Source organism: Pedococcus bigeumensis, from assembly GCF_039531795.1.
GTDB lineage: Bacteria > Actinomycetota > Actinomycetes > Actinomycetales > Dermatophilaceae > Pedococcus > Pedococcus bigeumensis.
In genome coordinates, this window is record NZ_BAAAQS010000003.1 from 265071 (window position 1) to 277617 (window position 12547).

14 protein-coding genes are annotated in these 12547 nt (G+C 71.3%); 10 read left to right on the top strand and 4 right to left on the bottom strand.

The annotated features are described in order from the left end of the window. Positions 1–21: 21 nt before the first annotated feature. From ABD262_RS11870 to ABD262_RS11880, 3 genes are all read right to left on the bottom strand, one after another. Positions 22–1659 carry an MFS transporter gene (locus ABD262_RS11870; RefSeq protein WP_344136080.1) on the bottom strand — a complete coding sequence of 546 codons (1638 nt, stop codon included), beginning with the start codon at positions 1657–1659 and terminating at the stop codon, positions 22–24. 49 nt (positions 1660–1708) lie between these two features. Then, positions 1709–2251, bottom strand: coding sequence for a MarR family winged helix-turn-helix transcriptional regulator (locus ABD262_RS11875; protein WP_344136083.1), 543 nt, complete (start codon positions 2249–2251; stop codon positions 1709–1711). A 276-nt stretch (positions 2252–2527) separates the two neighbouring features. Then, the gene (locus ABD262_RS11880; protein WP_344136086.1) at positions 2528–2974 is read right to left on the bottom strand and encodes a MarR family winged helix-turn-helix transcriptional regulator; all 447 of its coding nucleotides are present in this window, start codon (positions 2972–2974) and stop codon (positions 2528–2530) included. Positions 2975–3162: 188 nt separating this feature from the next. On the opposite strand from ABD262_RS11880, the gene ABD262_RS11885 reads away from it, so the two are divergent. The 6 genes from ABD262_RS11885 to ABD262_RS11910 are packed head-to-tail and all read left to right on the top strand — an operon-like array spanning position 3163 to position 7829. Continuing rightward, positions 3163–3729 carry a PadR family transcriptional regulator gene (locus ABD262_RS11885; RefSeq protein WP_344136089.1) on the top strand — a complete coding sequence of 189 codons (567 nt, stop codon included), beginning with the start codon at positions 3163–3165 and terminating at the stop codon, positions 3727–3729. Further along, complete coding sequence (locus ABD262_RS11890) at positions 3708–5180, top strand: DHA2 family efflux MFS transporter permease subunit (protein WP_344136092.1); 1473 nt, start codon at positions 3708–3710, stop codon at positions 5178–5180. Before ABD262_RS11885 ends, ABD262_RS11890 begins: the two co-directional genes overlap by 22 nt. A gap of 34 nt (positions 5181–5214) precedes the next feature. After that, positions 5215–5826, top strand: a complete 612-nt coding sequence (locus tag ABD262_RS11895) for a hypothetical protein (RefSeq protein ID WP_344136095.1) — start codon at positions 5215–5217, stop codon at positions 5824–5826. 4 nt (positions 5827–5830) lie between these two features. Continuing rightward, a complete protein-coding gene (locus ABD262_RS11900) occupies positions 5831–7060 on the top strand; it encodes a pyridoxal phosphate-dependent aminotransferase (RefSeq protein ID WP_344136098.1) in 1230 nt (409 codons plus the stop codon). Next, positions 7060–7470: a fluoride efflux transporter FluC gene (locus ABD262_RS11905; protein WP_344136101.1), complete on the top strand. Its 411-nt coding sequence runs from the start codon at positions 7060–7062 to the stop codon at positions 7468–7470. The genes ABD262_RS11900 and ABD262_RS11905 overlap by 1 nt, the downstream gene beginning before the upstream one ends. Beyond that, positions 7467–7829, top strand: a complete 363-nt coding sequence (locus tag ABD262_RS11910; RefSeq protein ID WP_344136104.1) for a fluoride efflux transporter FluC — start codon at positions 7467–7469, stop codon at positions 7827–7829. The genes ABD262_RS11905 and ABD262_RS11910 overlap by 4 nt, the downstream gene beginning before the upstream one ends. Positions 7830–7942: 113 nt before the next feature. Here ABD262_RS11910 and ABD262_RS11915 read toward each other — a convergent pair whose 3' ends face one another. Continuing rightward, complete coding sequence (locus tag ABD262_RS11915; RefSeq protein ID WP_344136107.1) at positions 7943–9523, bottom strand: MFS transporter; 1581 nt, start codon at positions 9521–9523, stop codon at positions 7943–7945. 101 nt (positions 9524–9624) lie between these two features. On the opposite strand from ABD262_RS11915, the gene ABD262_RS11920 reads away from it, so the two are divergent. From ABD262_RS11920 to ABD262_RS11935, 4 genes are all read left to right on the top strand, one after another. After that, positions 9625–10599 carry a helix-turn-helix transcriptional regulator gene (locus ABD262_RS11920; protein ID WP_344136111.1) on the top strand — a complete coding sequence of 325 codons (975 nt, stop codon included), beginning with the start codon at positions 9625–9627 and terminating at the stop codon, positions 10597–10599. Between the two features lie 46 nt (positions 10600–10645). Further along, positions 10646–11101 (top strand): VOC family protein, encoded by a 456-nt coding sequence (locus ABD262_RS11925; RefSeq protein WP_344136114.1) that lies wholly within the window; start codon positions 10646–10648, stop codon positions 11099–11101. An 83-nt stretch (positions 11102–11184) separates the two neighbouring features. Next, positions 11185–12189: a hypothetical protein gene (locus tag ABD262_RS11930; protein ID WP_344136117.1), complete on the top strand. Its 1005-nt coding sequence runs from the start codon at positions 11185–11187 to the stop codon at positions 12187–12189. Positions 12190–12252: 63 nt separating this feature from the next. Further along, a complete protein-coding gene (locus tag ABD262_RS11935) occupies positions 12253–12438 on the top strand; it encodes a hypothetical protein (RefSeq protein ID WP_344136120.1) in 186 nt (61 codons plus the stop codon). Positions 12439–12547: the final 109 nt, after the last annotated feature.

A 12547-nucleotide genomic window follows, 5' to 3' on the forward strand; every position in this document is an offset into this window, starting at 1 on the left:
GATCCTCCGAACGACGAGGGGTCAGACCGAGGGGGCGCCGGTCCCGGTCGTCGCCGCGACCTTGACCTCGTCGCCCATCGAGACCGTCGTGCGCAACGGCACCTCCTTGACGAAGAGCACCGCGAGGAGCGCCACGACCGCGAACACCGCGCTGATCAGGAAGATGTGGCCGGTCGCGTCGCCATAGGCGGCCCGGACGATCTGCCCGATCGGCGCCGGCATGTCCTTGATGTCGAGGGTGCCGGTGCCGCCGCCGCTCTGGGCCGCTGCTGCTGCCTTCGGGCCGAGCCGGGCCAGACCCGTCGCGATGTTGTCCCGTACGTCGTTGGCGAGGATGGCTCCCAGCACCGAGACACCGATCGCTCCGCCGAGGGTGCGGAAGAACGCGATGGTGGCGGACGCCGCGCCGATGTTGCCCACGTCGACGGTGTTCTGCACGGCGAGCACGAGGTTCTGCATCATCGCGCCCATGCCGAAGCCCATCAGCGCCATGGCGAGGCCGATCTGCCACATCGGGGTGAGGTGGTCGATCCGACCGAGCCAGGCGGTGCCGGCCACGAGGAACACCGCCCCGCCGATGATGATGCCCTTCCAGCGACCCGTCCGGCTCACGACCTGGCCACCGACGGTGGACGACAGGAGCAGCGAGGCCATCAGCGGGATGGTCAGCAGGCCAGCGTGCGTCGGGCTGTAGTCGCGCGAGATCTGGAAGTACTGCGTGAGGAACGTCGTGCCACCGAACATCGCCACACCGACCGCGGCGCTGGCGACGACGACCAGACCGGTGGTGGCGTTCTTGAGCAGGCGGATCGGGATGATCGGCTCGGCGGCGCGCAGCTCGACGACCAGGGTGAGGGCGAGCGCGACCAGCGTGCCACCGAGGTACCAGACCGTCTGGGCCGACCACCACGGGAAGTCGCTGCCGGCGAAGGTGACCCACAGCAGGGGCAACGAGGCGGTGACCGCGATCAGGCCGGCGCCCAGGTAGTCGATCTTGGGCGTCCGCTTCGGCGTGCTGATGTGCAGGGTCGCCTGGAGGACGAACAGCGCGATGATGGCCAGCGGGATGCAGACGTAGAACGTCCAGCGCCACCCGAGGCTGCTGTCGACGATGAGACCACCGAGCAGCGGGCCGCTCACGGTGGCGACGGCCATGACCGCACCCATGTAGCCGGCATACCGACCGCGCTGGCGCGGGGCGATCATCGCCCCCATGATCGACTGGGTCAGCGCGGTGAGGCCGCCCATGCCGAGCCCCTGGACCACGCGGCAGGCGATCAGGAAGCCCACCGACTGCGACAGCCCGGCCGCGACCGAGCCGGCCACGAACACCAGCAGCGACAGCTGCACGAGCAGCTTCTTGCTGAACAGGTCGGACAGCTTGCCCCAGATCGGGGTGCTGACGGTCGTCGCGAGCAGGGATGCGGTGATCACCCAGGTGTACTGCCGCTGGGTGCCCCGCAGGTCGCCGATGATCGTCGGGAGCGCAGTCGACACGATGGTGCTGCTGAGCATCGCCGTGAAGAGACCGGCGAGCAGCCCGGTCATCGCCTCGAGGATCTGGCGGTGCGACATCGCTCCGTGGTCGACGGCGGGAGCGGGAGCAGCCGGCAGGGCTGCGGGTTCGAGCGCGGGGGCGGGTGCGGTGGTCGGTGACATCGAGGCTCTCAGTGGCTGTGGGGTACGGGTGGGTGATCGAGAAGGTGGTTCAGTGCGCGGAGTCGGGCGCGGTGGCCGCGACGAGACTGGGCGCGAGCGAGGTATGCCGCAGCGGCGTGGTGCGTTCGCCGGCGCGGCGCAGGGCGTGCTCGAGGGTGCGGAGCAGGCCGGGGAGTCGCTCGACGTCGTCGTCGGAGAGGTCGGTCAGCGCGTCACCGAGGAGGGCGACGTACTGGTCGGTGATGGCGGCGAGCTGCGCACGGCCTTCGGGGGTGAGCGCGATGTGGCAGGCGCGCGCGTCGGACTCGTCCTTGCGTCGGACGACCAGTCCGTCCTCCTCGAGTCGGGTGAGCGCGCGGCTGACGACCGACGGTGCGACACCGGTCGCCTGGGCCAGGTCGCCGGGTCGGTCCTCGCCGGTCTGCGCGGCGAGCACCTTGAGGATGGCCAGGGGTGTGCCGGAGGCGCCGAGCTCGGCCTGGCGCTGTCGGGCGACCGAGCGACTGGCCCGGATCAGGCTGGACAGCGCGGAGACGACCTCGCCAGCGGCGCGGTGCGAGCTCGTCCGGGGCTCGCGGAAGGAAGGGGTCATGGGCGTTCCTTTGGTTGCAGAGCACAACCATAACTCCAGTTAGTTGCTACACGCAACTTGTATGGGGAACGCCTGACCGGCCCACACCAGCCTCACCCGGGAACGGCATGCCTCACCCCGGAGCCGTTCCGGGGGGAAGCCGCCCTTTGTCCCTGGACCCGATCAAGGTGGGGCCGGGGGGCTTGGCGGTGAGGCCGGGGGGCTTGGCGGTGAGGCCGGGGGGCTCGGCGGTGAGGCCGGGGGTGGCTTGCCGGTCGGGGTGGGGCTGCGGGTGGGTCAGGGGGCGGTGTCGTTGAGCAGGCGCAGCAGCCGGGCCAGGTCGGTGACGTCCTTGGCTGCCCAGTCGCCCAGTCGGGCGCGGAGCCGTTCCTTGCGACCCGCGACCGTGCGGTCGAGCGCCTCGGAGCCGGCCGCGGTGAGCCGCACCTGGCGGGCCCGCGCGTCGGCCGGGTCGGGGATCCGCTCCACCAGACCGAGGTCCTCGAGGGTGGTGAGGTTGCGGCTGGTCGTCGACTTGTGCAGACCGAGCACGTCGGAGATGTCGCCGCCTCGGGCGCCGCCGCCGGCGGCGGCCAGCTCTCGCACGGCGACGAGCACGGCATACCCGGCGGAGTCGAGGTCGGGGTGCACCTCGGCGGCGGTGCGCTGCTGCGCGCTCCGGGCCCGCCGGAGCAGCCGGGTGAGCTCGACCTCGAGCTCACCGAGGTCGGACGTGGATGCCATGGACGGGAGCCTATGGCCTGCTGCAGGGACCGTCGACGGGTTCACGCGCGCAGGAGGGTGGCGGTTGACGGCCGTCGGGGTCAGTCGTATATTCCGCGTGGAATATTTCACCCGGAATGCCGTCCCAGCGGACCCCACTCCACCCCACCCCGCCAGGCAGCAGCAGCAGCAGCGAAGGACAGCACGGCGTGACCCTCAGCCCCCTCGCCATCTCGGCGCTCGCCCTGCTCAACGAGCGGTCGATGCACCCCTACGAGATGTACCAGCTGCTGCTGGACCGCCACGAGGACCGGATCGTCCGGGTCACGCCCGGGTCGCTCTACCGCACGGTCGACCGGCTGACTGCCGACGGGATGGCAGAGGCGACGGGGACCCGACGGGAGGGCAACCGGCCGGAGCGCACCACCTATGCGATCACCGACAGCGGCCGGGCCGCCCTGGTCTCGCGCATCCGCGAGATCCTGCGCGAGCCGGTCAACGAGTTCCCCACCTTCGCGCTCGCCCTCGCGGAGGCGCACAACGCCCCGGCGAGCGCCGTCTGCGCCGACCTGCGGGCCCACCTCGCAGTGATCGAGCGCGAGCTGGCCGACATCGACTGCCTGGTCGACAAGGCCAGGGCTCGCGAGGTGGCCGAGGCGTACTGGGTCACCGCCGACTACATCCGCCACATGACCGTGGCGCAGCAGGACTGGATCAACGGCTTCATCTCCCGACTCGAGAAAGGCGACCTGCCATGGCCGCACCCACAACCGTGAGGACCGACCTCCCCGCCGACTACCGGCCGTGGCCCGCGCTCTGGGCGATGGTGATCGGCTTCTTCATGATCCTCGTCGACTCCACGATCGTGTCGGTGGCGACGCCGGCGATCATGCAGGGCCTCGACGCCGACGTGAACTCCGTCATCTGGGTCACCTCTGCCTACCTGCTCGCGTATGCCGTGCCGTTGCTCATCACCGGCCGCCTGGGCGACCGGATCGGGCCGAAGCACGTCTACCTGGCCGGGCTCGCGCTGTTCACCGTCGCCTCGCTCTGGTGCGGCCTGACCGGCACCATCGAGATGCTGATCATCGCCCGCGTCGTGCAGGGTCTCGGCGCCTCGCTGATGACTCCGCAGACGATGGCGGTCATCACCCGCACCTTCCCCGCTGCCTCGCGCGGCCAGGCGATGTCGCTCTGGGGCGCCACGGCCGGCGTCGCGATCCTGGTCGGCCCCCTGCTCGGCGGCCTGCTCGTCGACGGCCCGGGCTGGGAGTGGATCTTCTTCATCAACGTGCCCATCGGCATCGTCGCCTTCGCCCTCGCCACGCGGCTGGTGCCCCGGCTCGAGACGCACAGCCACAGCTTCGACTGGGTCGGTGTCGCGCTCTCGGCGGTCGGGATGTTCCTGCTGGTGTTCGGCATCCAGGAGGGCGAGACCTACGACTGGGGCACGATCAAAGGTGTCATCTCCGTGCCGCTGCTCATCGCCGCCGGCCTGGTCGTGTTCGGGCTGTTCATCTTCTGGCAGAGCCGGATCCGCACCGAGCCGCTCGTGCCGCTGGGGCTGTTCCGCGACCGCAACTTCTCGCTGTCCAACATCGCGATCAGCGCGGTGGGCTTCTCGATCACCGGCATGGCCTTCCCGTTCATGCTCTACGCACAGGTGGTGCGCGGCCTGACGCCGACCAGGGCTGCCCTGCTGCTCGTGCCCATGGCCGTCCTGTCCGGAGCGCTGGCGCCGGTCGCGGGCAAGCTGACCGACCGCGTGCACCCGCGGACGATCACGGCGTTCGGGCTGGCGCTGTGCTCGGCCTCGCTGTTCTGGTTGAGCCGCGTGACCACGGTCGAGACCAAGATCTGGGTGCTGCTCCTGCCGATGGCCCTGATGGGCGTCGCGAACGCGTTCATGTGGGCGCCCCTCGCGGCGACCGCGACCCGCAACCTGCCGCTGTCGTCGGCCGGCGCCGGCTCGGGCATCTACAACACCACCCGCCAGGTGGGGGCCGTCCTCGGCAGCGCCGCCATCGCTGCCGTCATCGAGGCGCGGCTCGCGGCCAACCTCCCGGGCATGCCCCAGAACATGTCGCAGCGGACCTCTGGGGTGAAGCTCCCGCCGCAGATCGCGGACGGGTTCGCCACCGCGATGTCGCAGACCCTGCTGCTCCCGGCCGCGGTGCTCCTGATCGGGGTCGTCGCGGCACTGTCCTTCGCCAAGCCGACCCACTGACGGCCTGCTGATCGCGCCTGTCAGGCTGGTGCCCGTGCAGCGACTTCGTTTCACGGGCGCCATCGCCGGGGTCGGGTCGACCAGCGGCGTGCGGTTCGTCGTGGGGCGGTGGGTCGAGTCACCCCTGGGATCGTTCTCCGACGTCATGGTCGAGGACGCCTCGGGCCACCGGACCCTGCTCGCGCCGAGTGACGAGGTGGTCGACTTCGTGCAGCAGACCTACGCGTTCGACGAGGTCTGCACCACCCCCGTGTCGGTGGGGGTGACCCGCGACGGCTGGGACGTGCACGTGGAGGGTCACCTCGCGGCATACCTGCAGGTCGGAGCGCGCCGCCCACTCGGGTGGCTCCTGCGCGCGGTGCCGCGCCGGATCGCCTCGGCACCCGCCTGGGCCACGGTCGTCGACCCCGTCGCGAGGGTGGTGATGCGCGGGGTCCGCACCCGCGGGACCGCCCTCGAGGGCCGCCGCGAGTGGTACGGCGCGACCGACCTGCGCTCCGTGACGAGTCTGGCCGGCGCCTGGCGGGGAGCCCCGCTCGGCCGGCTGGCCCCGGTCGACCCGCCGTGCCGGTTCGGGTTCAGCTCGACGCCGACCCGCCCGGCGGTGACCAGCGTCGTGACGACGGTCGAGATGCTGGGAGACTGATCTCGTGCGCCGTATCACGCAGTCCCGCAAGCTCCACCAGGTCCGCTACGACGTGCGCGGGCCGATCCTCGAGGAGGCCCAGCGGCTCGAGGCCGAGGGGCACAAGATCCTCAAGCTCAACATCGGCAACCCCGCGCCGTTCGGGTTCGAGGCGCCCCAGGCGATCCTCCAGGACATGGTGCACCACCTGCCGAACTCGCAGGGCTACAGCGACTCCCGCGGCATCTACTCCGCCCGCACCGCCGTGGCGCACTACTACCAGTCACGGGGGCTGACCGACACACACGTCGACGACATCTACATCGGCAACGGTGTCTCCGAGCTGATCTCGATGGTGCTGACCGCCTTCGTCGACGACGGCAACGAGATCCTCGTCCCCGCGCCGGACTACCCCCTGTGGACCGGGGCCGTGACGCTGGCCGGCGGGACGCCCGTGCACTACCGCTGCGACGAGTCCAACGGGTGGAACCCCGACCTCGCCGACATCGAGTCCAAGATCACCGAGAACACCCACGCGCTGGTCGTGATCAACCCCAACAACCCGACCGGCGCGGTCTACAGCGACGAGGTCGTCCGGGGCATGGCCGACATCGCCCGCCGCCACAACCTCGTGCTGATGTCCGACGAGATCTACGAGAAGATCCTGTTCGCCGACGAGGTCAACCAGCCGGTCCACCACCACACGGCCACCTTCGCGGGCGACGACGTCCTCTGCCTGACCTTCAGCGGGCTCTCCAAGGCCTACCGGGTCTGCGGCTACCGCGCGGGCTGGGTGATGGTGTCGGGGCCGAAGGAGCTGGCCTCGGACTTCCTCGAGGGCCTGACCCTGCTGTCCAACATGCGCATGTGCGCCAACGTCCCCGGCCAGCACGCGATCCAGACCGCGCTCGGCGGCTACCAGTCGATCGAGGAGTACATCCACCCGGGCGGCCGGTTCTACGAGCAGAGCAAGACGGCCTGGCGGCTGCTCAACGAGATCCCCGGCGTCTCCTGCGTCGAGCCCCACGGCGCCCTCTACTGCTTCCCGCGACTCGACCCCGAGGTCTACGCCATCGACGACGACCAGGCGTTCGTCATCGACCTTCTGCGCACCAAGAAGATCCTCGTGACCCACGGCACCGGCTTCAACTGGTTCGAGCCCGACCACTTCCGGCTCGTGACGCTGCCCGACGTCGAGGTGCTCACCGAGGCCATCGGGCGGATCGCGGACTTCCTGGAGACCAAGCGCGCCTGATGAACCTCGTGCGGCGGGGCGACTCCGGCCTGCTCGCGGCCGTCGCCGCGGGTGGGGTGCTCGGCTCCCTCGGCCGGTATGCCGTGGGGCTGGCGCTTCCCCACACCTCCGGGACGTTCGCGTGGGCGACCTTCCTCGTCAACGTCTCGGGGTCGCTCGCCATGGGCGTGCTCGTGGTGTGGGTGCTCTCGATGGCCCGCCCCCACCCGTGGCTGCGGCCCTTCCTCGGCGTCGGGGTGCTGGGCGGGTGGACGACCTTCTCGTCGTACGCACTGGACTTCCACGCGATGGTGCAGGCCGGGCACGGACTGGTCGCCGCGGCATACCTCGTGGGGTCGCTCGTGGTCGGCCTCGTGGCCGTGGGGCTCGGGATCACGCTCGGCGAGCGGCTGTTCGGGCGGCGACCGTGAGGGCGAGTGACGCCCTGCTGGTGCTCGCGGGGGCTGCCGTGGGGGCGCCGCTGCGGTTCCTCGTGGACCGGTGGGCGCGCGAGCACACCCGCGCGGGGACCATCCTCGGCACCCTGGTCGTGAACGTCGTGGGGTCGTTCGTCCTCGGCGTGGTCTCGGGGGTCCCGCACACCGCGGACTGGTTGATGCCGTTGGTGGGCATCGGTTTCTGTGGGGCGCTGACGACCTTCTCCACGCTGGCCTTCGAGACGTGGGTCTTCCTGGAGGAGCGGGCCTGGCGGCCGTTCGTCACCAACCTCGCGCTCACCCTCGGCCTGGGGCTGCCAGCCGTCTGGCTCGGCTACCTGCTCACCTCCTGACGCGGAGAGGCCGCCGCGAGTGAGCGCCAACCCACTCACGACTGCGGTGGGAGAGTGGGTTGGCGCTCACTGAGCCGGACGCGAGGCGCCGACCCGGCCCCCCGACCGTCCGCTCAGTGCTCCGTGGGCCGGCTCGGCACCGCGGGCAGCTGCCGGGCCACGACGGCCGCCACCACCATCAGCGCGACCAGGACCGCGAGCGCCACCTCCATCGCGGGCCGGAACATCTCGACCGGCGCCGCCACCCGCCCCGCTCCCACCGCCAGGGCAGACCCGTGGGCGTCGACCACGGAGAAGAACAGCGAACCCAGCACTGCCACCCCGGCCGCGCCGGAGAGCTGACCCGTCGTGCTGAACAGCCCCGACGCCGACCCGGCCTGCTCGACCGGCACGTCCGCGAGGGTGAAGACGCCGATCGGCGACACCATCAGCCCGAACCCGGCACCCGCCACCACGAACCCGGGCAGGAACGTCCAGACCGAGGTCGAGGCAGCGGCGGAGTGGACCGTGACGGCGAGGACGACCGCTCCCGCCGCCCAGGTCAGCGCCCCGATCTGCAGCACCCGTCGGCCGATCTTCGGTGCCAGCACGGCCACGCCGACCCCGGCGAAGACCGTGGTCGTCAGGGCGAACGGCATCGCCGCGAGCCCGGCCTTCAGCACCGACCAGCCCAGACCGGCCTGGAGGTAGATCGTCTGGCAGAGGAAGTAGGAGGCCATCGCCATGAACAGCAGCGAGTTCATCGCCGAGCCGGCTGCGAAGCCGCGACCCCGGTAGAGGCTGAGCGCGACCAGCGGCTCGCCACCCGCGCGCTCGGCCCGCACCTGCGACCGGGCGAAGAAGCCGAGCACGACGACACCGGCGGTCATCGCGGCATACACCCAGGCTGGCCAACCCAGCTCGCGTCCCATCGTGAGCGGGTAGAGCACCGCGAGGAGACCGATGGCGAGCACGCTGACCCCGCGCAGGTCGATGCGCGGGCGTTGCGTGGCAACGGATTCCGGCACCCACCGCAGCGCCGCCACGATCGCCAGCACACCGAACGGCACGTTGACGAGGAAGATCGAGCGCCAGCCCAGGCCACCGAGGTCGGCCTCGGTCAGGACGGCACCGATGACCGGCCCGAGGACCGCCGACAGCCCGGCCAGCCCGGTGAACAGCCCCATCGCCTTGGCGCGCTCGTGCGGCGTGTACATCACCTGCAGGCTCGAGAGCACCTGCGGGATCATCGCCGCGGCGGCCAGGCCCTGGAGGGCGCGGAAACCGACCAGCGCCTCGGCGTTCGGGGCGAAGCCGCAGGCCGCCGACATGAGGGTGAAGCCGACCAGGCCTCCGAGGAAGACCCGCTTGCGACCCCACAGGTCGCCGAGTCGCGAGCCCGTGATGAGCCCGACAGCGAACGCCAGCGGGTAGGCGGCCACCATCCACTGCAGCTGTGCGGCGCTCGCGTGCAGACCCGACTCGATGGTCGGCAGGGCGACGTTGACGATCGTGGTGTCGAGCAGCTCCATCGTGGACGCGAGGAAGAGGCTGAGCAGCGCGATCGTGCGGGCCCGGCCCAGCGGGAGCGCCCCGCGGGCCACCGCCCGGGTCTCGGGCTGCGTCGCGACCGCACCGGCCGCGCCGGGCGCGCTGTCGACCGGCGGGTATGCCGTGGGCTCACCTTCGTGGGGGAGCTCGAGGGTGGTGGTCATGTCCTTCTCCTCACTGCCTGGACTCTCGGGATTCCTGTCACGACCGACGCTAGGGAGACTTCCGGCCACTTTCTGACCGCTAGGTCGGGCATCCTGAAGCCATGGCCAACACCAGCTCCCGCACCTTGCGACTGCTGTCGCTGCTCCAGACCCACCGGTTCTGGGCCGGACCCGAGCTCGCGGGTCGGCTCGAGGTGTCCGAACGCACCCTGCGCCGAGATGTCGAGCGGCTGCGCGAGCTCGGCTACCCCGTCGACTCGGTCCGCGGGATCGAGGGCGGCTACCAGCTCGGGGCCGGCGCGACGATGCCACCACTGACCGTCGACGAGGACGAGGCGATCGCGATGGTGGTGGCGCTCAACGGAGCAGCCCAGCTCACCGCCGGCGCACTGTCGGAGGCGTCGGTCAGCGCGCTCTCGAAGGTCGTGCAGGTGCTCCCGCCCAAGCTGCGGCGGCGGGCCGAGGCGCTGCGAGCGGTGACCGACGACTCCCCCTTCTCCGAGGCGCCGGCCGTGCACGCCGACGTCCTGGCCGCGGTGGCACAAGCGACCCGTGACACCGAGCGGATCCGGTTCACCTACCTCGCGCGTGGGGGCCAGGGCGCCGGCGAAGCCGTGCGGCGGCACGTCGAGCCGCATCGCCTGGTGACGGTCGGCCGGCGCTGGTACCTGCTCGCCTACGACCTCGACCGCCAGGACTGGCGCTCGTTCCGGCTCGACCGCCTCAGTGAGCCGTTCGGCACCCGGTCACGCTTCCGGCCCCGCGAGGTGCCGGGTGGTGATGCGGCGGCATACGTGCGAAAGGGCCTGTCCCGCAACGAGACCCGCGTCGTCGTGCGCGCTCGGGTCGCTGCTCCGGCCGCGCTCGTCGAGCGCCGCACCGGTCGGTGGGCGCAGGTCACGCCGATCGACGACACGTCCTGCCTGCTGGAGATGGACGCCGTGCACCCGGGCTGGGCGGCGTTCGGGCTCGGCGTCATCGACGCGCCGTTCACGCTCGAGGAAGCCACGCCGGAGGTGCTCGAGGTGTTGCGCCAGTGGTCGGCGCGGTTCACCGCCGCGGCCGACGGCGCGTGACGTGCGGGAGGGCCCGGCTGACACACCGCGGTGCGACACTCCCCGCATGACTGCGAACTGGCACCTCACCGTCGACTGCGCCGACACCTCCCGCCTCGTGCGGTTCTGGTGCGAGGCGCTGGGTTACGTGCCGGAGCCGGCCCCCGACGGCTGGGACTCCTGGCTCTCCTACTGGCGCGCGGCCGGCCTGCCCGCCGAGGAGCTGGAGGGTGCCGAGGAGGGCAGCGGCGCGATCGTCGACCCCGAGGGCGTGCGGCCGCGCATCTGGTTCCAGGAGGTGCCGGAGCCCAAGTCGGTGAAGAACCGCCTGCACCTCGACCTCAGGCACACCCCTGGCCGCGAGGCGATGCCGTATGCCGCGCGGCGGGCCAGCGTCGACGCCGAGGTCGAGCGCCTGGTCGCCCTCGGCGCGAGCATCGCGTACGTCAACGCCCCCGAGGGAGCCGACTACTACGCGGTCACGTTGCGCGACCCCGAGGGCAACGAGTTCTGCGTGGTGTGACAGCTGTTGTGGCGTGAGGGCTTTGTGGCGTGACTGTGGTGTCGGGTGACGACCCAGCCGCAGACACCTGAGAGGCTGACGTCGTGCTCACCACGAACGACGTCGCCAAGTGCGAGGCCTGGTTCGACTCCCACGGGTTGCCCTACTTCGTCGAGTCGGGGCACGAGGCGATCCAGCGATCCCTCGTGCCGCGGACCGTGGGCCTCTGGGCCGCGCTCGCCTCAGCCCCGGCCGTGCTCGTGACGGTGGTCGCCCTCAACCTCGAGGCCGGCCCCGGCGAAGCGGTCGCAGCCGGTCTGCTCACCGCGGCAGTCGTCGCCCTCGGCCGGGCGGTCAGGGTGTTCCGGGTGGGGCGGATCGGCCGCTGGGCGCTGGCCCACGCCTGGGAGAACCGGTCGCTGATCGGCCCCCTCGCGACCCGTGCCCTGCCCTTCCTGCTCCTGTTCATCACCTTCCTCTTCATCAACACGGAGGTCTGGCAGGTGTCGGCTGCGCTGCCCCGGCCGTTGCTGTGGGTCTGCGTCGGGATCTTCGCCCTGCTCGCAGTCGCCTTCCTCGCGCCGTCGTTCCGCAGCGAGATCGAGCGGGTCGGCGCCGAGGTGGAGGGCGAGATGCTCGCGGCCACCTGCGTCGGCACCCCGCTGGCCTCGGCCGCGCGCGAGATCCTCGCCGAGCCGCACCTCGCCACCGAGGTGGCCGGCATACGTCTTCCTCCTCTGCAGCGCCGCAACCTGATGCTCATGCTCTTCATCGCCCAGGCGATCCAGATGTTGTCGCTGGTGCTGATCGTGTTCGGGTTCTTCGTCGTCTTCGGCTCGATCGCCATCCGCCCCAGCGTGATCGAGACGTGGGTCGGCTCCCCTCCGCACTACACCGGGCCCTTGCACCTGGTCAGCGACGAGCTGTTCTCGGTCGCGGTCTTCCTGTCGGCGTTCGCCGGCCTCTACTTCACCGTGCAGGCCGTCATCGACCAGAACTACCGCCGCGAGTTCTTCACGCGCATCCAGGACGACCTGCAACGCGCCATCGGGGTCCGCAAGGTCTACGTCGCCCTCCGCGCCCACCTCGCGGCCGACCGCGCCGCCTGAGGCCGGTCCGGCAGCACCGGGGCGTCCGTGCCGGGTGCCCGGCCGCGGGCATAGGCTCGCGACGTGAACCCACGCCTCGCGCTCGGCATCGGCATCCTGCTCGTCCTCGTCGGGCTCCTCTGGACCCTGCAGGGGCTCGACATCGTGGGCGGCAGCAGCATGAGCGGCGTCGCGATCTGGGCGGTCATCGGGCCGTTCGTCGCCCTGGTCGGCGTCATCGTCGCCCTCGGAGCACGCCGCAAGCGCTGACCGCCGGGCGCCGAGGCCAGCGACGCCAGACGGGCCGGCGCGTCAGAACCGGCGCGTCAGGGGCGGCGCGTCAGGGGCGGCGCGTCAGGGGCGGCGCGTCAGGATGGCG